Source organism: Agrococcus sp. GW821-FHT14H11 (assembly GCF_058803545.1).
The window spans coordinates 25222-46958 of the sequence record NZ_JBXAPA010000012.1 but is presented as its reverse complement, the minus strand read 5'-3'; the positions used below and the strand labels follow the sequence as shown (position 1 = coordinate 46958).

The following is a 21737-nucleotide window of genomic DNA, read 5'->3' as shown; positions in this document are numbered from 1 at the left end:
CATGGATCTGCTGGTCGATGGGGTCGCGCTCGGCGCGGGCTATGCGCTGCTGGCGATCGGCTGGACGGTGCTGTTGGGTGCTGCGCGCCTCGTCAACTTCGCCACCGGTCAGCTCTACATGCTCGGCGGCTTCACCACCTGGTGGCTCGTCGCGCAACTGGGCATCCCGTACTACTCGGCGCTGCCGCTCATCATCCTCGGCGGAGTCATCATCGGCGCGCTCATGCAATTCGTGCTCGCGCGGCTCATCGCCGAGCGGAACCTCGTCAGCATCATGCTCGCGACCCTCGCGATCGGCTTCGCTTTCAGCGGCCTTGCCGGCATCGTCTTCGGCGACAACCCGCAGATCGTGCCGAGTCCGCTGGCCGGTGGCCAGATTGCCTTCGGTGACTCGCGACTGCCGCACCAGGATGCGCTCATCATCGTGCTCGCGGTCGTCATGTACGTGGCGGTCTGGTTCGTCCTGAAGCGCACGAGGGCTGGCGCCTACGTCCGTGCCGTCTCCGAGGATCCGCCGCTGGCGACGCTCTACGGGATCAATCCGATGTGGATCTACGCCGGCGTCCTCGGCTTCTCCGTCGCGGCCGCGATGGTGTCCGGATGGGCGCTCACGCCCCGCGGGCCCATCTTGACGTCCATCGGCTTCCAAGAGGTGATCATCACCTTCGCGGTCGTCGTGATCGGCGGCATCGGGCGGATTTGGGGCAACTTCATCGCCGCGATCGGGCTCGGCCTGTTCGTGGCGCTCATCAGCCAGATTTGGGTCGCCGGGTATGCCATGGCGGCTGCGTTCGCAGTCGTGATCGTATTCCTGGTCGCTCGCCGACAGGAGGTCGGGGTCCGATGACCGCAACGAAGAACGTCTCGCGCGGCGCGGCGGCGCTCGCGCTGCTGCGCGCCCGTTGGCTGCTCTACGTCGCGATCGGCGCGGTCGCCTACTTGCTGCCGAGCGTCTTCGGCGGCGGCTCGCTCGCCTACGAGACGCTGGTGCTCGTTGCGATCTTCGCGATCATGGCTTACGGCGCCGATTTCGTGCTGTCCTATCTCGGCGAGGTGAGCTTGGGGCACACGCTCTTCTTCGCGGCCGGTGCCTACATCACGGCGATCGCCGCGACGAAGTGGGGCTTCTCGACGCTGGCGACTCTGGGCGCTTCGCTCGTGCTGACCGTGGTCCTCGCCCTCATCGTCGGGCTCTTCACGCTCCGGACGAGCGCGTTCGTCTTCTCACTGGTGACGTACGGATCGGCGTTCATCGCACTGACCGTGGTGGCCAACACACCCTTCCTCGGTGGCACGGACGGGATCGTCAGCATTCCTCCGATGGAGCTGCCGGCGTTCGGTGGCAGCTATGTCGCACTGACGCCGGAGCAGATCTGGCCGATCGCGTTCGCGTGCCTCGCCCTCGTCGTCTTCTTCGTCTCGCGCTTCCGCCGCTCGCGGCTCGGCGTCTCGGCGACGATGGTGCAGTCCAATCGACCGCTCGCGGCATCGCTCGGGATCGACGCCGGTCGCACGCGCCTCATGGTGTTCGTCATCTCGGCACCCGTCTCGGCGATCGCTGGTTGGCTGTATGCCTACCTGCGGTCCTACGTGAGCCTCAATCTCTTTGAGCCGTACTTCCTGCTGCTGATGTTGACGGCGATCATCCTGCCTGGCAGGCGACAGCTGCTGGGACCCATCATTGGGACCGCGATCCTGGTGCTGCAGCAGCAGCTCTTTTCTCTCGGCGCGCACGGCGACGACATAGTCCTCGGCATCGTCCTCACGGTCGTGCTCGTGCTGTGGCCAGGAGGCCTGGCCGGCATTGCGACCTCAATCCGCGAGCGTCTCGCCGAGCGGCGGCGGCGCGCGGCCGAGGAAGGCCCGGTGCGAGGCGACGCGCCGGACCATGAGCAGGAGCTGGCGGAGGTACGCGAATGAACGAGCACGAGGAGCGGCTCTCGTGGCGGATGCCGGTGGCCTTCCCTCCGCCCGGGGACTACGAGCTAGTCGACCTCTCGCAGCCGATGTACACCGGCATCCCACATCACCCTGCCCATCCGCCCTACAGCTTCACGCTCACGAAGAAGCACGGCGACGTGGTCTACCCGGGCGGCGTCTCCGGCGCGGCAGAGATGATCACAACGAGCGGCCACGTCGGCACGCACGTTGACGGCTTCTCGCACGTCGCACGCGACGGGCGGATGCTGCACGACGTCGACATCATTCCCGCGCAGTCGTATGGAGAGGGGATGGGCTGGCACTCCGTGCACACGTTGAGCCCGATGTTCGCCGTCGCGCACCTCGTCGATCTGCCGCTGCTCCTGGGCCGACCGCTCACGCCCGACGACGGCGCGACGGCGGAGCTCCTCGACGCGTGGTTCTCGGAGCGCGAGCAGCCCAAGGCCGGGGAGATCGTGCTCATTCGCACGGGCTGGGGCGCGAAGTGGGACGACCCGAAGACGTTCATCGGAGCGATGTCGGGTCTGCCCGGCGTCACCCTCGACGGCGGCCGATGGCTCAGCGCGCGCTCGCTCCGCGCGGCCGGCACCGACACGATCTCGTTCGAGAAGGTGCCCAACCACTCGCTCGACGTGCACGTGCACCTGCTTGTCGAGACAGGAATCTCGATCATCGAAGCGCTGAACCTCGAGCAGCTCGTCGGCCGCGGCATCGACAGCTTCTTCTTCGCGGCGTCGCCGCTGCATCTTCGCGGTGCGACCGGTTCGCCGATCCGGCCGCTCGCGTTCGTGCGCGCCCAGGCGGAGGCGCGGTGAGCGCCGGGGTGATGCCCGAGTTCGTCGACGCGGGAGCCGCGTCCGTGCGGCTTTGGCGCGCGGGCTCCGGCGCCGCGACGATCGTGCTGAGCGATCTCACGACCGCGACAAGCTCCGCGGTTGGGCGGCTCGCGGCACTCGAGCCGGACAGGGAGTTCATCGGGATCGAGCTGCCCGGATTCGGCGAGAGCGAGCTGCCGGCGGGCGACGCGTTGAGCGTCGATCGTCTCGTCCAGCTGATCGTCGAGACCCGGCGGAAGATCGGAGCGGTCGCGGCGCCGCTCGTCGCATTCGGCCACGCCGCCCCGATCGCCGAGGCGCTCATCGAGGCCGCGGCGGTGGACGCGGGGCTCGTCGGGGTCTTTGTGGGTCCCGGTCGGACGCAGCGAGTCTCCGCGCCGCCCGATCTCACCGTGCGCGCGGACGGCACGCACCTCGTGCGGCTGTGGAGCTTCCTCCGGGACAGTGCGCTCCTCGGGGCGGGGGCGCGGGTCGATGCCCACGGCGCACCGCTCGAGAGCGTCGAGGCGATCGAGGCGGCGTTTCTCAGTGCCGCGCGAGATCCCGGGCGCTATCTCGAGCTGTGGCGTGCGCTGGCGTCGGGCGCCAATCCTGCCGCGCCACGGCGGGGGGAAGGAGAGCAGGCCGCGGCGCGTTGGGTTGCGAGCATCGATGCCGCGCCGCTTCCCGTGGTCCCGTCCGCGCCGCCCGCGCGCAGGCGCTACGTCATGACGCCGAGCGGCATTTTCCACTGCCGGATCACCGGCGAGGGCCGCGCGGTCCTCATTCTGCCGAGTGCGCCGGGATCGGCCGAACCCGTCGCGGTCGTCGCGGAGCGCCTCGCCCGCTCGCGCACCGCCATCGCGGTCGACTATCTCGGGAATGGCGACTCGAGCAAGCCCGAGGGCCCGATCGACGTGCCGTGGATCGCACGGTCGCTCCTGCAGCTCGCCGACGCCCTGCATCTCGATTCCTTCGACGTGTGGGGCACGCACACCGGCGCTAACGTCGCGCTCGAGATGTCCCTCATCGCTCCAGAGCGGATCGGGAGACTCGTCCTCGAGGCGCCCATCCTCATGGACACGGCCGAGGTGCGCGAGCTCGTGCAGCGCTACTTCCACGACATCTCGGCGACCGACTTCGGAGACCACGTGCTGCGCGCCTGGCAGCTCCGACGCGACATGTTCCTCTTCTGGCCTTGGTACGAGCGGTCGCGCGCGGCCGCGCGCGCGATCGGCGTGCCGCCGGTCGAGATGCTGCACGACTGGACCCTTGGACTGCTCAAGAGCGGTGCAACGTACCCGCTCACCTATCGAGCCGCGTTCGAGTACCCGACCGCGGATCGGTTGCGGCTGCTCGAACACCCGGCACTCATTTGCGCGGGCCCGGCCGACATGCTCGCCGGTGCTCTGGCAGTGGCGCCCCGACTGGCCCCGGAAGCGACCGTGATGCCCACCGCCGCGACGGTCTGGTATCCGCGACAGTCGGCCGACGCCATCGAGTCGACGCTTTCCGCTTACGAGGCGTTCCTCGCGCCTGCGAGGCCTCAACTCCCCTTCGGTCCGCTGCTCGAGGATCGGCTCCGGGACTCCGCTCGCAGTGAGGAAGTCCGCGACAAGTCACGTCACCTGCCTGAGCTCCTCATCGCGGTCGAGAGCGAGGGCGCCCGTGCGTGCTTCGCGCTGTCGAGGGCGGGTGCTCGCGCTGCACCGATCGGCGATGCCGACATCACGATCACCGGCCCCGCGGAGGCCTGGTTCGCGGTCCTGTCCGGCGAGCACGCGCTCGTACGGGAGACGAACGTCCACCTCGGCAGACTTGCCGTCCGCGCCGACCCTGTCGTGTCGTCGTGGGCGATGCCCGCAATCGCGGCGCTGCTCAAGCCGAGAGGAGAGGCCGCATGATCAGCGGCTCGTACGTCGATGTCCTGGGCTCGAAGACATATTTCGAAGAGGCGGGCCAGGGCCCTGTCGTCATCCTGCTCCATACCGCAGGTCGCGACGGGAGGCAATGGCACGGCGTGATGGAAGAGCTCGCGTCACGCTTCCGGCTGATCGCCCCCGACCTGCCCGGGCATGGTCGCAGCTGGCCGTTGGGCGAGTCGGGCTGCCTCGACGACATCGAGGCGATCGGCGCCTGGATCAGCGACTTCGCGAACGCCGTAGGCGTGGAGCGCTACGCCTTCTGTGGCTGCTCGATGGGGGGCAACCTCGCGCTATTGATGCCGACGATCGACGCGAGGGTTGTCGCGACGGTCGCGCTGCAAGGTGCCGACCGCACGCCCACCATCTCGCAGTCGTCGCTCGACATGATGTGCGACCCTCGCGTGAGCCTGCCGCACGCCAACATGGACTTCACCATGAGCCTCGTCGGCGCCGCTGCCGACCCGGCGGGCCGGGACTTCATCCGATGGGGAGTGCGATCCATCAACGCGCCGGCGCAGCACGGCGATCTAACGGCCTACTCGCACGGCGATATTCGCGACCGCATGGCGCTGGTCACGGTGCCCGTGACGCTCGTCCACGGGACTGAAGATTGGGTCGTCACGCGCCAAATGGTGGATGCCGCTGCATCGCGGCTCACCCACGCGGCGCGGGTCGAGGTGATCTCGTTGCCCCAGATAGGTCACTTCCCGCATGTCGAGGCCCCAGATCAGGTCGCGAGGCTCATCGAACAGGCGCTCGAAGTGCTCTAGCTGTACCCGGTCGGGACGTTGGTGGCACTGGTGTGAGGAGGACCCCCGCGGGTTGAGTGGAGTTGTCGACGCTGCACCGACCAACGGAGGTCCTCGTGTCTCACGCTAACGCCCGACTGACGCCGCGTGGGAGGCGGCTGATCATCGACCGGCATCTGGCCGGCTGGAAGCGGGCGCACCTCGCCGCCGCGATGGCGAGAAGGGCATCACCTGCGCCGGCTTCCTCCGCCGCGCTGCCGCCTACTTCGGGACCCACGGCATCGCCCGCATCGAGCGGCTGATGACCGACAACGCGCTCGCCTACGGTTCTCGCTCCACGCCGTCGTCGCCGAGCTCGGCGCCCGGCAGGTGTCCATCCGGCCCCACTGCCCTTGGCAGAACGGGAAAGTCGAACGCTTCAACCGCACCCTGCAGACCGAATGCGCCTACCGGCAACCGTTCACGAGCAACGACCAGCGCGCAGCCGCCCTTGCCCCCTGGCTCGAGCGCTACAACACTGAACGCACCCACTCAGCCATCGGCCCCCACCCGTCAGCCGACTGCAACCTGCTGACCGGGTACATCTAGCGCGCGTCCCCACCCACCCCGCTCGGGCCGGTTCGAGACGATCAAGATTCGTCATCGCCGGTTGACGCTGCGGAGCGCACCCCACTACTGTCGCGGCAGTGGATTTTGAGAGTGGACTCTCGAAAGTTACACTCAGGGTGTCTGACAACGAAGTTAGGAGCGCCATGCGCAGCATGAGCAGCAAGAACGGCCGGTCGCTCATCGCGGCGGGCGCCATCATGGGAATCGCACTGCTGGCCGGCTGCAGCAGCGCGGCGGGCGGCGGCGGGGCCACCGAGGCACCCGAGGGCGAGGGCGGCTCGGCCTTCCCCGCAGGCGACGTGCGCTTCGTCATCCCCTACGCCGCCGGCGGCCCCACCGACGTCACGGCGCGCGCGCTCGCACCGTGCCTCAGCGAGACGCTCGGCACGAACGTCATCGCCGAGAACGTCACGGGCGGCTCCGGCGCGGTCGGCCTGCAGGACATGATCTCGAAGCCCGCCGACGGCCAGACGATCGCGATCGTCTCGCCCGGCATGGTCGTGCTCTCGCCGCTCGCGAACGGCCTCGACTACTCCCGCGAGGACATCACCTCCGTGGGCGTCATCTCCTACTCGCCGATGATCATGATCACCGGCGAGGGCTCCCCGCACACGACCGCCGAGGAGCTCTTCGCGGCCGCCGAGTCGGGCACCACCATCAACGTCGGCGTCTCGGGCGCATCGACGCCGCAGGCGATCGAGCTGCAGCGCCTCAGCGAGGAGTACGGCGTGCCCGTCACGGTCGTGCCCTTCGACGGCAGCGCCGGCGCGATCACGGCCCTGCTCGGCGGCCACGTCGACGCGATCTTCGTGAACGACCAGCAGGACGTCGTCGACCGCGTCGAGTCGGGCGAGTTCAACGCGCTCGCCGTCTCGTCGCCCGAGCGCCAGGATCACCTCCCCGACGTGCCGACGCTCGCCGAGCTCGGCTACGAGGACCTCACCCTCGCGGTGACGATCTACGCGCTCGCGGCCCCGGCCGGCACGCCCGACGACGTCGTCACGACGCTCTCCGACGCGCTCGAGGGATGCCTCGAGGACGAGGAGACGGTCGCGGCGATCGGCGAGAACTACGTGCCCGCCGAGTACCAGGACCGCGAGGACTTCGACGGCTTCCTCACGGAGGCCGAGGAGGTCTACACCGAGATCCTCTCGAGCTGACCGACATGACCGACCTCGCCGACCGCTCCGGGCCCGACGCCGTGACCGACGCATCCGAGCGCCCCGAGGGGCTCCGCGGGCGCAGGATCGCGCGCTGGAGCGCCGTGGCGCTGCTCGGCCCGGTCGGCGTGGCGGCCATCGTCCTCAGCATCGGCTACGGCCTCGGCACCGGCAGCATGCCGGGGCCGGGGCTGTGGCCGTTCATCGCCGCCGTCGTGCTGCTCGGCGCGACCGTCGTCGTCGCCATCACCGACTCGCTCGACGACTACGAGTCGTGGGGCACCTCCTCGGTGCGCACGCTCATCGCGCTCGCCTCGCTCGTCGTCTTCGCGGCGCTCTTCACGCTGCTCGGCTTCACCGTGCCGGCGATGCTGCTCATGCTGCTGTGGCTGCGCATGTTCGGTGACATGCGCTGGCGCACCGCCGCGCCGCTCGCGGCCGGCGGCGCCGTCGCGCTCTTCCTGCTCTTCGACGTCGTGCTCGGCGTGCCGCTGCCGCGGGACGTGCTCATGACGCCCCTGACCTCCTGGATGTGACGACGTGCTCGACGGACTGCTCCAAGGCTTCGGGGTCGCGCTCGACCCCATCAACCTGCTCTACGTCTTCGTCGGCGTCGTCATCGGCACCGCGATCGGGGTGCTCCCCGGCCTCGGCCCGACCGCCACCATCGCGCTGCTGCTGCCCCTCACCTACGCGCTCGACCCCGCGACGGCGATCATCATGCTCGCCGGCATCTACTACGGCTCCATGTACGGCGGCACGATCACCTCGGTGCTGCTGCGCATGCCCGGCGAGGCCGCCTCCGTCGTCACGACCTTCGACGGCTACCAGATGGCCAAGCAGGGCCGGGCCGGTCCCGCGCTCGGCATCGCCGCGATCGGCTCGTTCATCGGCGGAGTCATCTCGGTCATCGGCCTCGCGATCTTCGCGCCGATGCTCGCCGAGGCCGCGCTCGCCTTCGGCCCGGTCGCCATGGTGGCGCTCATGGTGCTCGGCCTCATGCTCGTCACCTCGCTCGGCACCGGCTCCATGTGGAAGGCGCTCACGATGGCGGCCGTGGGCCTGCTGCTGTCGGTCGTCGGCCAGGACCCCATCAGCGGCGTGCCGCGCTTCACCTTCGACAGCGCGTCGCTGCTCGACGGCTTCGACTTCGTCGCGATCGCGATGGGCCTGTTCGGCGTGGGCGAGATCCTCCACAACCTCGAGCAGGGCGGCCACATGCAGCTCGTGGCGAAGAAGATCAAGCGCATCCTCCCGACGCGCGAGGATGCGAAGCAGTCCGCGCTGCCGATCGCCCGCGGCTCGCTGCTCGGCTTCTTCATCGGCGTGCTCCCCGGCGGCGGCGGCGTGCTCTCGTCGCTCGCCTCCTACGCGCTCGAGAAGCGCGTCGCGAAGGACCCCTCGCGGTTCGGCAAGGGTGCCATCGAGGGCGTCGCCGGCCCCGAGACCGCGAACAACGCATCCTCGACCTCCGCCTTCGTGCCCCTGCTGGTGCTCGGCATCCCCTCGAACGTCGTGCTCGCGCTCATCTTCGGCGCGCTCCTCATCCAGGGCATCACGCCCGGGCCCGGCCTCATCCCGAACCACCCCGACATCTTCTGGGGCGTGGTCGCGTCGATGCTCATCGGCAACGCGATGCTGCTCGTGCTCAACATGCCGATGGTCGGCATCTTCATCCAGCTGCTGCGGGTGCCCATCGGCATCCTCGTCACCTTCGCGATGGCGATCGTGCTCATCGGCACCTTCTCGATCTCGAACGACCCGTTCGACATCTGGCTCGTGCTCGGCTTCGGCGTGCTCGGCTGGCTCATGAAGCGCACCGGCTTCGACCCGGGCCCGCTCGTGCTCGCCTTCGTGCTCGGGCCGATCCTCGAGGCGTCGGTGCGCCAGTCGCTGCTCATCTCCGGCGGCGACCCGGCCATCTTCGTGAGCGACCCCATCGCCATCACCATCTACTCGGCGCTCGCGCTCGGCTTCGGCATCGCGTTCGTGCGGCGGCTCCGCAAGGGCAAGCCGGCGCTCCTCGAGCAGGCCCGGCACATCCCGCCGCCCACCGGCCTCGTGCCCGTCACGCGCGGCAAGCGCGCGGGCAAGGGCGAGGCGGATGCGTCGGCAGAGCCCGGCACGGACGGTGCGGGCGCCGGCACGGCCGAGGTCGCGGACGGCGCGGCGGCCGCTGACGCCGACGGGCGCAGCGAGGAGGAGCGCGCGGAGGACGCGCGCCGGCGGTGAGGCCCGACGGGCGGGAGCGGTCGCTCGTCGCGGCGCTCTTCGTCTCCGGCTTCGCGACCTTCTCGCAGCTGTTCGACGCGCAGGCGATCCTCCCGAGCCTCGCGAGCGACCTCGGCATCTCGAGCGCGACCGCGTCGCTCGCCGTCTCGGCCACGACCTCCGGCATCGCCCTGTCGGTGCTGCCGTGGGCGTGGCTCTCGGATCGCATCGGCCGAACCGCGGTGATGCGCATCAGCCTCATCGCCACGACGGTGCTCGCGCTCGCGGCGCCGCTCGCGCCGACGCTCGAGGCGCTCATCGCGATGCGCGCGCTCACGGGCGTCGCGCTCGGCGGCATCCAGGCGGTCGCGATGGCGCTGCTCGTCGAGGTGCTGCCCCGCCACCGGGTGCCCGCTGCCGCGGCCGTCTACATCACCGGCAACACGATCGGCGGGGTCACGGGCCGCGTGATCGCGGGCCCGGTGAGCGAGCTGCTCCACTGGCGCGTGGGCCTGCTCGTCGTCGCCGGCATCGGCCTGATCGCGTGCCTGCTCTTCTTCGTGCTGCTTCCGCGCGGCATCGAGCAGCGCGACGGCCGCGTCGTCTCGATGCGCGAGGCGCTCGGGAACGTCGGCCATCACCTGTCGCGCTGGACGACGGTCTCGATCTACGTGCAGGGCTTCCTCGTGATGGGCGCGTTCACCGCCGTCTACAACTACCTCGGCTTCCACCTCATCGACGACCCGTTCCGGGTGCCGGCCGCGCTCGCGAGCCTGTTCTTCCTCGTCTACTTCGCCGGGGCCGCGAGCGCCCGCGTCGCCGGCGCGCTCGCCGCGCGCATCCCGCCGTGGGCCGTCGTGCTCGGCGGCGGCGTCGCCGTCGCGCTCGCCGCGCTGCCGATGCAGGCGACGAGCATCGGGGTGCTGCTCGCCGGCATCACGCTCCTGACGGTCGGCACGTTCATGGCGCATCCGATGTCGAGCACGCTCTCGGGGCTCGCCGCCGACCGGGGCCGCGCGCAGTCCACGGCGCTCTACCAGCTCAGCTGGCTCGCGGGTGCGGCACTGTGGGGGTGGTTCGGCGGCATCCTCTACGACGAGCTCGGGTGGAGCGGGGTCGTGGGGCTGTCGACCGCGCTGGCGATCGGGGCGGCCGGGATGGCGGCCAGCCGGGCGTGGGCGACCAGGACAGGACTCAGCGGAGAAGGGCGGACGGCATGAAGGCGATGCAGCACGACGCGGACGGCGCGATGACGTGGACGGAGGTGCCCGACCCCGTCGCGGCACCCGGCGAGGTGATCGTCGAGATCGCCGCGGCCGCGGTGAACCGCGCCGACCTCATGCAGCGCGCGGGGAAGTATCCGCCGCCCCCGGGGGAGTCGGAGATCCTCGGCCTCGAGTGCTCGGGCACGATCGTCGCGCTCGGCGAGGGCGTGACCGGCTGGTCGGTCGGCGACGAGGTGTGCGCGCTGCTCGCCGGCGGCGGCTACGCGGAGCGGGCAGCGGTGCCGACGACGCAGCTGCTGCCGGTGCCCGCGGGCGTGCCGCTCGCCGAGGCCGCGGCGCTGCCGGAGGCGGTGTGCACCGTGTGGACCGCGATGCGCGACCTGCCCGCGCCCGAGCCCGGCGACCTCGCGCTCGTGCACGGCGGCAGCGGCGGCATCGGCACGATGGCCATCCAGCTGCTGCGCGCCGCGGGGTGGCGCGTCGCGACCACGGCGAGCGCCCGGCACCACGATCTGTGCCGCTCGCTCGGCGCCGAGCTCGTCATCGACTACCGGGCCGACGACTTCGTCGAGGCGGTGCAGGCCGCCACCGAGGGCCGCGGCGCCGGCGCCATCCTCGACGTCATCGGCGCCGACTACCTCGGCCGCAACCTCGAGGCGCTCGCGCTCGACGGCACGCTCACGGTGATCGCCGTGCAGGGCGGCACGCGCGCCGAGGTGGATCTCCGCCGGCTCATGCAGCGCCGCGTGACGCTGCGAGCGATGACGCTGCGCGCCCGCCCGCGCACCGGGCGCGGCTCGAAGGCGGCCGTGATCGCCGAGGTGCGCGAGCGCATCTGGCCCGGCTTCGCCGTCGGGCAGCTGCGGCCGGTCATCGGGGCGACGGTGCCGCTCGTCGAGGCCGACCGCGCCCACGCGCTCATGGGGTCGGCGGATGCGCCGGGGGGCAAGCTGCTGCTCGTGCGGTAGGCGGGCGGCGCAGGTACGGGCTCGCTCCCGTTACGCGGACTGCAGCGGGCGGATCTCCTCCAGGCGCGCTCCGATGCGGTCGCGCTCGCTCTCGAGGTCGAAGCGCGACTGCAGGTTCACCCAGAACTGCGCCGAGGTGCCGAAGTAGCGTGCGAGCCGCAGCGCCGTGTCGGCAGTGAGGCGGCGCTTGCCGTGGACGATCTCGTTGATCCGGCGGGGCGGCACCCCGATCGCGACCGCGACCCGGTGCTGCGTGACGCCCAGCGGCACGAGGAACTCCTCGTGGAGCACCTCGCCGGGGTGCACTGGCTCCAGCTTGCTCATCGCTCCTCCTTCAGTGGTAGTCGACGATCTCGACGCCGGTCGGGCCGCTCGCGGTCCAGACGAAGCAGATGCGCCACTGGTCGTTGATGCGGATGCTGTGCTGACCTGCTCGTCCTCCCTTGAGTGCTTCGAGCCGGTTCCCGGGCGGGATCCGCAGGTCGTCGATGGTCGCTGCGGCGTCGATCATCGCCAGCTTTCGCAGCGCGGTCCGCATGATCCGGGGATCGAGCGACCGCACCGACTCGCGCTGCCACAACCGCTCGGTCTCGCGATCGCCGAACGACTGGATCACGAGCAGAGTGTATAACGCGTGGCGTTATGAACGCAACGCGTTATGGGCCGCTTCCCCGTACTTGCCATGATCCGATGATGCGCTCAGGGATGACTCCGGGGGCAGGGTCGTCGGGCCGCTGTGGAAGAGATGCGACGATCGACGCATGCGAGTGGGCGTGCGTCGGGCGGCGGGGGCGCTCTTCGCGCTCGCGCTCGTCGCGCAGCTCGTCGTGCTCTACCTGCCGAGCCCGCCGTCCGACCTGCCGCAGGCGCCCGGGCTCGACAAGGTGCTGCACGCGGCGGTGTTCCTCGCGCCGGCGCTGCTCGGCGTGCTCGCGGGCCTCGCGCCCGCCTGGCTCGGGGCGGCGCTCGCAGCCCACGCCGTCGCATCCGAGCTCATCCAGCACGCGCTGCTCGCCGAGCGCTCGGGCGACCCGTGGGACGCGGTCGCCGACCTCGTCGGCGTCGCGCTCGGCCTCGCGCTCGGCCTGCTGCTGCGCCGCCGCTTCGCAGGCCGCCGGCGGGTGCCGGCGGCCTGAGGAGTCGCCCGCTCAGCCCTCGATGTGCTCCGCCGCGTCGCGCGCGATCGGCGTGAGCCGCTGCAGCTGCGTCACGTGGCGCGGCTCGAGCTCGTCGAGCGACGAGACGCCCAGCAGCGCCATCGTGCGCTCGATCTCGGAGCGCAGGATGGCGATCGTGCGGTCGACGCCCTGGCGCCCGCCGGCCATCAGGCCGTAGAGGTAGGCGCGGCCGATGAGCGTGAACTTGGCGCCGAGCGCCACCGAGGCGACGATGTCGGCGCCGTGCATGATGCCCGTGTCGACCATGACCGTCGCGTCGCGGCCGACCTCGCGCACGACCTGCGGCAGCAGGTGGAACGGCACGGGCGCGCGGTCGAGCTGGCGCCCGCCGTGGTTCGACAGCACGATGCCGTCGACGCCGCCCTCGATGAGCCGCACCGCATCCGGCACGTTCTGCACGCCCTTCACGACGAGCTTCCCCGGCCACATGGAGCGGATGACGTCGAGGTCGTCGTACGAGATGGTCGGGTCGAAGGCGTTGTTGATCAGCTCGCCCACGGTGCCGCCGGTGGTCGACAGCGACGCGAACTCGAGCTTGGGCGTCGTGAGGAAGTCGAACCACCACCACGGGCGGGGGATCGCGTCGACGACGGTCTTCAGCGTCAGCTGCGGCGGGATCGAGAAGCCGTTGCGCTTGTCGCGCAGGCGCGCGCCGGCGATGGGCGTGTCGACCGTGAACATGAGGGTGTCGTAGCCGGCGGCGGCCGCGCGCTCGACGAGCCCGTACGAGACCTCGCGGTCGCGCATGACGTAGAGCTGGAACCAGTTGCGCCCGTGCGGGTTGACCGCCTTGACGTCCTCGATCGTGGTGGTGCCGAGCGTCGAGAGCGTGAACGGGATGCCCGCGGCGGCCGCGGCGCCGGCGCCGGCGGTCTCGCCCTCGGACTGCATGAGGCGCGTGAAGCCCGTGGGCGCGATGCCGAAGGGCATCGAGCTCGGGCCGCCGAGCACGGTCGTCGAGGTGTCGACGCTCGCGGCGGGCCGCAGGATGTCGGGGTGGAACTCGACGTCCTCGAACGCCTGCCGCGCGCGGGTGAGCGAGACCTCGCCCTCGGCCGCGCCGTCGGTGTAGTCGAAGGCGGCGGCCGGGGTGCGCCGCTTGGCGATCGCCCGCAGGTCGTCGATCGTGAGGGCCGCGTCGAGCCGGCGCCGACGGGCGTCGAGGTCGGGACGCTTGAACTGCATGAGCTCGGCGAGCTCGCCGAGTCGGGGGAGTTGTCGCTTCATGATGCTCCTCGGTGTGGATGCGGGACGGATGGGCGCGGCTGGCGCGGCGCTCAGCGCACGTCGGGCACGGGATCGCTCGTCGTGGCCTCCTGCGTCGCCTCGACGTGCGCGACGCGCGAGATGAAGAATGAGGCGACGACCGACAGGCCGGCGCAGATGGCCACGTAGACGGCGATCGGCCACCACTCGCCGCCGCTCGCCTCGAGCAGCCACGCCGCGATCAGCGGCGCGGTGCCGCCGAAGATCGCAGCGCCCACCTGGTAGCCGAGCGTCGCGCCGGTGTAGCGCACCTCGGGGCTGAAGCTCTCGGCGATCAGCGTGCCGAGGATCGCGTTCACGCTGCCCCACAGCAGGCCAAACGCGACGATGGTCGCGGCGAAGACCGCCCACGTCTCACCGGTGTTCAGGACCCAGAAGTAGGGCGCGACGAGCACGATCGTCGCCGTCGCCGAGATCCGGTAGAGCACGGCGCGGCCGACGCGGTCGGAGAGATGGCCGAAGAACGGCATCCACACCGTGGCGACGAGCGCCGCGGCCGCGACGGCGAGCAGCACGATGTTCTGGCGCACGTCGAGGATGTTCGTGGCGTAGGCGATCACGTAGGTGCCGAAGATGTAGAAGGGGCCGGTCTCGGCGGCCTTCGCGCCGATCGAGACGAGCACGGCGCCCCAGTGCTTCGTGACGACCTCCTTGATGGGCAGGCGCAGGCGCGCGCCGGTGTCGCGGATCCGCTGGAACTCGGGCGTCTCGTCCAGTCCGTTGCGGATCCACAGGCCGATGAAGACCAGCACGACGCTCGCGACGAACGGGATCCGCCAGCCCCATGCCAGGAACTGGTCCTCGGGCATGAGCGTCAGCAGCGCGACGACGGCCGAGGCGAGGAGCAGGCCGAGGCTGATGCCCATCTGCGGCACGGCACCGTAGAGGCCTCGGCGGTGCTTCGGTGCGTACTCGTAGGCCAGCAGCAGGGCTCCGCCCCACTCGCCGCCGATGCCGATGCCCTGCATGATGCGGAAGAGGACGAGCAGGATCGGGGCCCAGATGCCGATCGCCGAGTAGTCGGGCAGGAGGCCGATCGCGACGGTGCCGCCGCCCATCAGCATCAGCGTGAGGAACAGCGTCTTCTTGCGGCCGATCCGGTCGCCGATGTGCGCGAAGACGACGCCGCCGATGGGCCGGAAGAAGAACGTCAGCGAGAACGACGCGTAGGCCAGCAGCGTCGAGATGAACGGGTCGTCGGTGGGGAAGAAGATGCGGTTGAAGACGAGGGCGGCGACCGTGCCGTACACGAGGAAGTCGAACCACTCGATGACGCTGCCGGAGAGGCTGCCGAACAGGACGCGGTAGTTGAGCCGATGCGGCGGCTGAGCTGCGGGAGCAGAGGTGCTGGCCACGGTTTCTCTCCTTCGAGAAGCGTTCGAGTGTGGTCGGACCATGTGGTCAGACCACAGCGACGATAGAGCAGCGGGCACCCGCCGTCAAGCGCCGAAGGCGCGCGGTCCGCACCGGCGGAGCGCGTCGCTACCCCGTCGCGTCCGTCGCGGTGCGAGCGCCGTCCGGCTCCGTCGAGGTCTCGGCGTAGTAGCCGCGGATGTGGTCGCGAAGCAGCGCTGCAGCGCCCTCCCGGTCGTCGGCGCGCATCCGCTCATAGATGCCGCGATGCTCGGCGCGGAGCCGCGTCGCCGTCGTCGGCCAGTCGGGCAGCGCCTGCGCGCGCGCGAGCGTGTGGTCGGCGATGGAGGTGCGCAGCGCGTCCATGAGCGTGCTGATGAGCGGATTGCCCGCCGCGCGCGACAGCGCGACGTGGAACTCGGCGTCGAGCTGGAGGAACTCGGGCACGCCGAGCCCGGGGTCGTCCATGCGGTCGAGGAGGCGCTCGGCCGTCGGCCAGTCGCCGCTGGCGAGATCGGCGTGCTCGGCGCTCCAGGCCTCGAGCAGCAGCCGCACCTCGAACACGTGGGCGTGCTCGACGTGGCGGGTCGCGAGCTGCAGGTTGAGCGAGAGGGCGAGCGCCTGACCCGGTGACGCGGTGATGATCGTGCCCGAGCGCGGGCCGGAGCCGGTCGAGGTGCGGATGGCGCCGATCGCCTCGAGCACGCGGAGGGCCTCCCGCAGCGATCCGCGCGACACGCCCAGCGTCTCGGCGAGCGCGCGTTCACCGGGCAGGTGATCGCCGATCGACAGCCGGCCGCTCTGCAGCTCGGCCGTCACCCAGCCCATCACGGTCTCGTGCGCCTTCATCGCCCCGAGTATCGCAGTGCCACCAGGCGCTCGGCCGCACCCACGCGGTCATGGCTGCGCCGCGCGACCGATCGAGGAGCGACTCGGAGCCCGCCGCGGATCGAGGAGCGAGCCTCCTCGTTCCGCGACCGATCCTCAATCGGTGACGGGCTCGAGCCGCGCCGGCTCCCGGCTCGTCCACAGCAGCGCGGCCGCCAGGGTGGCGACGCCCGCGATCGCACCGAGCACGAGCGCCGTCCAGCCGAGGCCGATCGCCGCGCCGAGCGAGCCCGCGAGCGGGTACGTGACGATGAAGCACGCGTGCGAGAGCGAGAACTGCGCGGCGAAGACCGCCGGCCGCTCCTGCATGGAGGCGTTGCGCCGCAACAGCCGTGCCGAGGCTGTGAGGATCGCGGCGTTGCCCGCTCCCAGCACCGCCCAGAGCGCGAGCAGCATCGGCCAGGACGGCACCGTCAGGAGCGCGGCCGTCGTCCCTCCGAGCCCGAGCGTCGCCGACGCGGCGCCCGCGAGCATGACCGTGCGGTCGGGCACGCGTTCGAGCAGCCGCGGCAGCAGCAGTGCGACCACCATGGAGCCCGCGCCGTAGGCGGCGAGCAGGAACGCGACATCCGCCTGCGGCCGCGCGAGCCGGTCCTGCACGAGCACCACCGTGTTCACGATCACCATCGCCGTGGGCGCCGCGACCGCGAGGTTGAGCGCGAGCAGCGCCCGCAGCTCGGCATGCCGCAGGAAGATGCGCGCGCCCTGCGTGAGGCGCTGGAAGAACGTCAGCCCCTGCTGCGCCTCGATCGCGGGGAAGCGCGTCGCGACGACGAGCAGCGCCGAGAGCGCGAAGCCGACGACGGTGCCGAGGAACAGGTTGGAGTAGCTCGTGACGAGCAGCAGCGCGGCGGCGAGCGCGGGGCTCACGAGCGACTCGAGGTCGTAGGCGAGCCGCGACAGCGAGAGGGCGCGCGTGTACTGGCGCTCGTCGGGCAGGATCTCGGGGATGACCGCCTGGAACGCGGGGGTGAAGGTGGCGGATGCGCACTGCAGCAGGAAGATGAGCACGTAGATCTGCCACACCTCGCCGACGAGCGGCAGCATGAGCGCGATCGCGGCGCGCACGACGTCGGCGCCGATGAGCAGCGCCTTCCGCGGCACGCGGCTGGTCGCCGCGATGAGCAGCGGCCCGGCGCCGACGTACGCGAGCATCTTGATCGTGAGGGCGATGCCGAGCACGACGCCGGCGTCGCCGCCCGCGAGGTCGAAGGCGAGGAGGCCCAGCGCGACCGTCAGGAGGCCCGTGCCGAGCAGCGCGACGATCTGCGCGCTGAAGAGCTTGGCGTAGGCGGGGTTCCGCAGCACCTCACGCACGGTCGCCGCCCACCTCCTCGGGCACGCCGAGGTGCTCGGGGGCCGTGCCGAGCATGTGCTCGGCCTGGTGCATGGCGACGGCGACCAGCTCGCTCGCGTGGTCGTCGGCGAGTCGGTAGTAGACGCGGGTGCCCTCGTGGCGGGCGACCACCATGCGCGCGAGGCGCAGCTTGGCGAGGTGCTGCGAGACGCCGGGCGTGGGCTTCCGCACCGCGGCGGCGAGGTCGCCGACCGACTGCTCGCCCTCGCGGAGCGCCAGCAGGATCTTCACCCGCGTCGCGTCGGCGAGCATCGAGAAGACCTCGACCGCGAGCTCGACCGGCTCTCCGGCTTCTTGCATATATGCGTTCATACGCAAACAATGGCATAGCCAGACCCGGGCGGCAACAGCGCGTCGACTGGGAGCGTAGTCACGATCGGACGCCGCGACGCGGAAGAGGCGCCGCCCCGCATTGGGTGGCGCCTCTTCCGTCGTGCCGGCGACTCAGGCCGCGACGAGGTACTTCTCGGGGTCGGCGTCGAACAGCGGGCCGCACGCCGCGCAGCACAGGTAGTACGTCTCGCCCTTGTACTCGCGGACGAGGCCCTGCGCCTCGGCGTCGGCCTTGTCGACGTGGTTGCCGCGCATCACGGGACACTCGGCGGTCGCGGCCTCAGTGGTGGCGGCGGCGGCGTGGTCGTGGGCTTCGCACATGGTGGGTTCCTTTCGGGGTGTGGGTGAGGTCAGTCGTCGTCGCCGGCGCTAGGCGCGCGCGGCCGCCGACGTCTGGGGGTCCACCGCGCGACTCTTGAAGGAGCGAAGGCGGAGGCTGTTGCCGACGACGAAGACGCTGGAGAACGCCATCGCCGCACCGGCGAGCATCGGGTTGAGCAGGCCGAAGGCCGCGAGCGGGATGGCGGCCACGTTGTAGGCGAAGGCCCAGAACAGGTTGCCCTTGATGGTGCCGAGGGTCCTGCGGGCGAGTCGGATGGCGTCGGCCGCGCTGCGCAGGTCGCCCCTGACGAGCGTGATGTCGGATGCCTGGATGGCGGCGTCCGTGCCGGTGCCCATGGCGAGGCCCAGGTCGGCCTGCGCGAGCGCCGCCGCGTCGTTGACGCCGTCGCCGACCATCGCGACGACCTTGCCCTCGGACTGGAGCCGCGAGATGACGTCGGCCTTGTCGCTCGGCAGCACCTCGGCGATGACCTCGTCGATGCCCACCTCGGCGGCGATCCGCTTCGCGACCGTCTCGTTGTCGCCCGTGAGCAGGATCGGCGTCAGCCCGAGCTCGCGGAACTGCCGGATCGCCTGCGCGCTCGTCGGCTTGACGGTGTCGGCGACGACCAGGAGGCCGCGGATCTCGCCGTCCCAGGCCACGAGCACGGCGGTCTTGCCCTGCTCCTCGGCTGCGGCCTTGCGGCGCAGCAGCTCGTCATCGACGGCCACCGACCAGTCGTCGAGCAGCGACTGGCGGCCGACGAGCACCGCGTGCCCGTCGACGACGCCGGTGACGCCCTTGCCCTCGATGCTGCGGAAGTCCTCGACCGGCGGCAGCAGGAGGTCGAGCTCCTCGGTGGCGCCCTTGGCGATCGCCTGGGCGATCGGGTGCTCGGAGGCGTCCTCGATCGCGCCGGCGAGGCGCAGCAGCTGGCCGCGGTCGGTGCCCGGCGCGGCGACCGCGTCGACGAGCGTCATCCTGCCCGACGTGACGGTGCCGGTCTTGTCGAGCACGATCGTGTTGACCTTGCGGGTCGACTCGAGCACCTCCGGGCCCTTGATCAGGATGCCCATCTGCGCACCGCGGCCCGTGCCGACGAGCAGCGCCGTCGGCGTCGCGAGGCCGAGCGCGCAGGGGCAGGCGATGATGAGCACCGCGACCGCGGCGGTGAAGGCGCTCGCGACCGGGAAGCCGGCGCCGAGCCAGGCGCCGAGCGCGACGACCGCGATCCCGATGGCGACCGGCACGAAGATGCCCGAGACCCGGTCGGCGAGGCGCTGCACCTCGGCCTTGCCCGACTGCGCATCCTCGACCAGCTTGGCCATCTGCGCGAGCTGCGTGTCGGAGCCGACTCGCGTGGCCCGGATGACGAGCCGGCCGCTCGCGTTGACGGTCGCGCCCGTGACGGCGTCGCCCGGGCCGGCCTCCACGGGGACCGACTCGCCGGTCAGCATCGACGCGTCGATGGCCGACATGCCGGAGACGATCACGCCGTCGGTCGCGATCTTCTCGCCGGGGCGCACGACGAACTCGTCGCCCACCGCGAGCTCGTCGATCGGGATGCGCACCTCGGCGCCGCCGCGCATCACCGCGACGTCCTTCGCGCCGAGCTCGAGCAGCGCGCGCAGCGCCGCTCCCGCCTGGCGCTTCGAGCGCTTCTCGAAGTAGCGGCCCGCGAGGATGAACATCGTGACGCCGGCGGCGACCTCGAGGTAGATGTTCGCGGCGCCGTCGCTCGGCGCGATCGACAGCTCGAAGGGGTGCGTCATGCCCGGGACGCCGGCGGTGCCGAAGAAGAGCGCGAACAGGGACCAGATGAACGCGGAGCCGGTGCCGACCGACACCAGGGTGTCCATGGTCGCCGCGCCGTGGCGCAGGTTCATCCATGCCGCGCGGTGGAACGGCCAGGCCGCCCAGACGATGACGGGCGACGCGAGGGCGAGGGAGAGCCACTGCCAGTAGGTGAACTGCAGCGCGGGGATCATCGCCATGAGGATGACCGGCACCGAGAGCACGATGGAGCCGATGAGCCGCTGCCGGAGTGCCACGAGCTCGTGGTCGACGGGCTCGTCCTCGTCGCCGGGCTGCGGCTCAGCGGCCTTCGGCTTGGGCAGGGTCGCCGTGTAGCCGGTCTTCTCGACCTCCGCGATGAGCAGCGACGGGTCGAACCCCTCGGGGGCCGAGACCCTGGCCTTCTCGGTGGCGTAGTTCACCGACGCCTCGACGCCCTCGAGCTTGTTCAGCTTCTTCTCGATGCGCATCGCGCACGACGAGCACGTCATGCCGCCGATCTCGATCTCGTAGCTGCTCGCGGGCCGTTCGCTGACGACTTCGGGTGTGGACATGATGTTCGATCCTTGCGTTCGCGTGGGGGAGCGTCAGCGGCTCAGTGGTCGTCTTCGCCGTCGTCGTGCGTGTCGCCCTCGGCGGGCTCCTCGTGGTCGCCCTCCTCGGACGAGCCGCTCTCGGAGGCCTCACCATCGGTGCCGAGCACGAACGAGGCGGACTGCACCTCGCCGTCGACCTGGAAGTCGAAGTAGAGGAGGTAGCGGCCGGGTGTCGGCGCCTCGGTGGCGAACTCGACGGTGGGGCCGGAGAGCTGACCCGCCTCCGGCTCGGCGCCCTCGGGGTGCACGTGCAGGTAGGCGAGGTCGCCGTCGCGCAGCGCCACGAGGTGGCCGAAGGCGCCGAGGTACGGCTCCATGGTGGTCACGGGCTGGCCGTCGCGAGTGACCTCGACGGTGAGCGTCGAGCTGCCGCCTGCGGCCAGGTCGCCGATGAGCTCGACCTCGAAGTCGCCGGCCTGCGAGGTGCGCACCTCGTCCTCCTGGGCGGCGGGCTCGAAGTCGCCGGCGACGCTGAGGGTGCGGGTGAGCGTCACGCCGCTCTCGGCGCCGCCGGGCGTGAAGTCGGCGAAGACGCGGTAGGTGCCGGCCTCGTCCCAGCTCCACGGGAGCGACCAGGTGCCCTCGGCGTCGATCTCGGGGTGCACGTGGCGGAACTCGCTGCCGTCCTGGCGGACGACGATGAGGTGCAGCTCCTTCTCGTGCTCCTCGGTGTACTCGAGCAGCGGCTCGTCGTCGGCGCCGAGCACCGAGAAGCGCAGCTCCTCCTCCTCGCCGACCGCGTCGGGCGCCGTGATCGGGCTCAGCCGGTAGCCGTCCGCGTCGAGCGAGAGGCCCGGGAGCGCGGCGGCGGCCGCCTCGTCGGGCAGCACCGTCTCCTCGTGGGCGCCATGGCCCTCCTCGACCTCTGCGGCGCGAGCCTCGACGGCGGATTCGGGCACCACCGCGCCGGCGACCAGGAATGCCGCGCCGAAGGCGGCGACCAGGCCGAGGCCGTAGATGCTGAGACGGGCGGGAGTGTTCATCGGGTCCTCTTCGTCGGGGCTGCGTGGGGAGCGGAGCGGGATGCGGTGCCTGCCGATGCGGGC

Annotated in this window: 21 protein-coding genes and 1 pseudogene; 12 read left to right on the top strand and 10 right to left on the bottom strand. The window is 71.1% G+C overall.

The window, feature by feature from the left end:
- The first annotated feature begins 1 nt into the window (after position 1).
- The 11 genes and pseudogenes from AC1RNL_RS12495 (at position 2) to AC1RNL_RS12445 (ending at position 11604) form a co-directional block, all read left to right on the top strand.
- On the top strand, positions 2 to 847 hold the full coding sequence (locus AC1RNL_RS12495) for a branched-chain amino acid ABC transporter permease (protein WP_492935420.1): 846 nt from the start codon (positions 2 to 4) through the stop codon (positions 845 to 847).
- Entirely contained in the window at positions 844 to 1920 is a 1077-nt protein-coding gene (locus tag AC1RNL_RS12490; protein ID WP_310122662.1) for a branched-chain amino acid ABC transporter permease, read from the top strand. Before AC1RNL_RS12495 ends, AC1RNL_RS12490 begins: the two co-directional genes overlap by 4 nt.
- A complete protein-coding gene (locus AC1RNL_RS12485) occupies positions 1917 to 2756 on the top strand; it encodes a cyclase family protein (protein WP_310122660.1) in 840 nt (279 codons plus the stop codon). The genes AC1RNL_RS12490 and AC1RNL_RS12485 overlap by 4 nt, the downstream gene beginning before the upstream one ends.
- Before the next feature lie 11 nt (positions 2757 to 2767).
- A complete protein-coding gene (locus AC1RNL_RS12480) occupies positions 2768 to 4660 on the top strand; it encodes an alpha/beta fold hydrolase (RefSeq protein WP_492935419.1) in 1893 nt (630 codons plus the stop codon).
- Entirely contained in the window at positions 4657 to 5451 is a 795-nt protein-coding gene (locus AC1RNL_RS12475) for an alpha/beta fold hydrolase (protein ID WP_492935418.1), read from the top strand. Before AC1RNL_RS12480 ends, AC1RNL_RS12475 begins: the two co-directional genes overlap by 4 nt.
- A gap of 196 nt (positions 5452 to 5647) precedes the next feature.
- A pseudogene (locus AC1RNL_RS12470) lies at positions 5648 to 5999 on the top strand (integrase core domain-containing protein); the annotation flags it as partial.
- 183 nt (positions 6000 to 6182) lie between these two features.
- Positions 6183 to 7199 carry a tripartite tricarboxylate transporter substrate binding protein gene (locus tag AC1RNL_RS12465; protein WP_492935417.1) on the top strand — a complete coding sequence of 339 codons (1017 nt, stop codon included), beginning with the start codon at positions 6183 to 6185 and terminating at the stop codon, positions 7197 to 7199.
- A gap of 5 nt (positions 7200 to 7204) precedes the next feature.
- A complete protein-coding gene (locus AC1RNL_RS12460) occupies positions 7205 to 7735 on the top strand; it encodes a tripartite tricarboxylate transporter TctB family protein (RefSeq protein WP_492935416.1) in 531 nt (176 codons plus the stop codon).
- A 4-nt stretch (positions 7736 to 7739) separates the two neighbouring features.
- Entirely contained in the window at positions 7740 to 9431 is a 1692-nt protein-coding gene (locus tag AC1RNL_RS12455) for a tripartite tricarboxylate transporter permease (RefSeq protein WP_492935415.1), read from the top strand.
- A complete protein-coding gene (locus AC1RNL_RS12450; protein ID WP_492935414.1) occupies positions 9428 to 10630 on the top strand; it encodes an MFS transporter in 1203 nt (400 codons plus the stop codon). The genes AC1RNL_RS12455 and AC1RNL_RS12450 overlap by 4 nt, the downstream gene beginning before the upstream one ends.
- Positions 10627 to 11604, top strand: coding sequence for an NAD(P)H-quinone oxidoreductase (locus tag AC1RNL_RS12445; RefSeq protein ID WP_492935413.1), 978 nt, complete (start codon positions 10627 to 10629; stop codon positions 11602 to 11604). Before AC1RNL_RS12450 ends, AC1RNL_RS12445 begins: the two co-directional genes overlap by 4 nt.
- A gap of 30 nt (positions 11605 to 11634) precedes the next feature.
- On the opposite strand, the gene AC1RNL_RS12440 is transcribed toward AC1RNL_RS12445, so the two are convergent.
- Entirely contained in the window at positions 11635 to 11928 is a 294-nt protein-coding gene (locus AC1RNL_RS12440) for a HigA family addiction module antitoxin (RefSeq protein ID WP_146355902.1), read from the bottom strand.
- 10 nt (positions 11929 to 11938) lie between these two features.
- Complete coding sequence (locus tag AC1RNL_RS12435) at positions 11939 to 12220, bottom strand: type II toxin-antitoxin system RelE/ParE family toxin (RefSeq protein WP_492935412.1); 282 nt, start codon at positions 12218 to 12220, stop codon at positions 11939 to 11941.
- 145 nt (positions 12221 to 12365) lie between these two features.
- Between AC1RNL_RS12435 and AC1RNL_RS12430 the strand changes: the two genes are divergently transcribed.
- On the top strand, positions 12366 to 12740 hold the full coding sequence (locus AC1RNL_RS12430) for a VanZ family protein (RefSeq protein WP_492935411.1): 375 nt from the start codon (positions 12366 to 12368) through the stop codon (positions 12738 to 12740).
- Positions 12741 to 12752: 12 nt separating this feature from the next.
- Here the strand turns inward: AC1RNL_RS12430 and AC1RNL_RS12425 are convergent, their stop codons facing one another.
- The 8 genes from AC1RNL_RS12425 to AC1RNL_RS12390 form a co-directional block, all read right to left on the bottom strand.
- Positions 12753 to 14009 carry an alpha-hydroxy acid oxidase gene (locus tag AC1RNL_RS12425; protein WP_492935410.1) on the bottom strand — a complete coding sequence of 419 codons (1257 nt, stop codon included), beginning with the start codon at positions 14007 to 14009 and terminating at the stop codon, positions 12753 to 12755.
- A gap of 50 nt (positions 14010 to 14059) precedes the next feature.
- Positions 14060 to 15403, bottom strand: a complete 1344-nt coding sequence (locus AC1RNL_RS12420; protein WP_225792707.1) for an MFS transporter — start codon at positions 15401 to 15403, stop codon at positions 14060 to 14062.
- Between the two features lie 127 nt (positions 15404 to 15530).
- Positions 15531 to 16250: a FadR/GntR family transcriptional regulator gene (locus tag AC1RNL_RS12415; protein ID WP_246993112.1), complete on the bottom strand. Its 720-nt coding sequence runs from the start codon at positions 16248 to 16250 to the stop codon at positions 15531 to 15533.
- Between the two features lie 135 nt (positions 16251 to 16385).
- Positions 16386 to 17606, bottom strand: a complete 1221-nt coding sequence (locus AC1RNL_RS12410; RefSeq protein WP_492935409.1) for an MFS transporter — start codon at positions 17604 to 17606, stop codon at positions 16386 to 16388.
- Positions 17599 to 17946 (bottom strand): ArsR/SmtB family transcription factor, encoded by a 348-nt coding sequence (locus tag AC1RNL_RS12405; RefSeq protein ID WP_246993117.1) that lies wholly within the window; start codon positions 17944 to 17946, stop codon positions 17599 to 17601. Before AC1RNL_RS12405 ends, AC1RNL_RS12410 begins: the two co-directional genes overlap by 8 nt.
- Positions 17947 to 18090: 144 nt before the next feature.
- Complete coding sequence (locus AC1RNL_RS12400) at positions 18091 to 18300, bottom strand: YHS domain-containing protein (RefSeq protein WP_246993119.1); 210 nt, start codon at positions 18298 to 18300, stop codon at positions 18091 to 18093.
- A gap of 48 nt (positions 18301 to 18348) precedes the next feature.
- The gene (locus AC1RNL_RS12395; protein ID WP_492935408.1) at positions 18349 to 20649 is read right to left on the bottom strand and encodes a heavy metal translocating P-type ATPase; all 2301 of its coding nucleotides are present in this window, start codon (positions 20647 to 20649) and stop codon (positions 18349 to 18351) included.
- Between the two features lie 41 nt (positions 20650 to 20690).
- A complete protein-coding gene (locus AC1RNL_RS12390; protein WP_492935407.1) occupies positions 20691 to 21674 on the bottom strand; it encodes a DUF8832 domain-containing protein in 984 nt (327 codons plus the stop codon).
- Positions 21675 to 21737 lie beyond the last annotated feature (63 nt).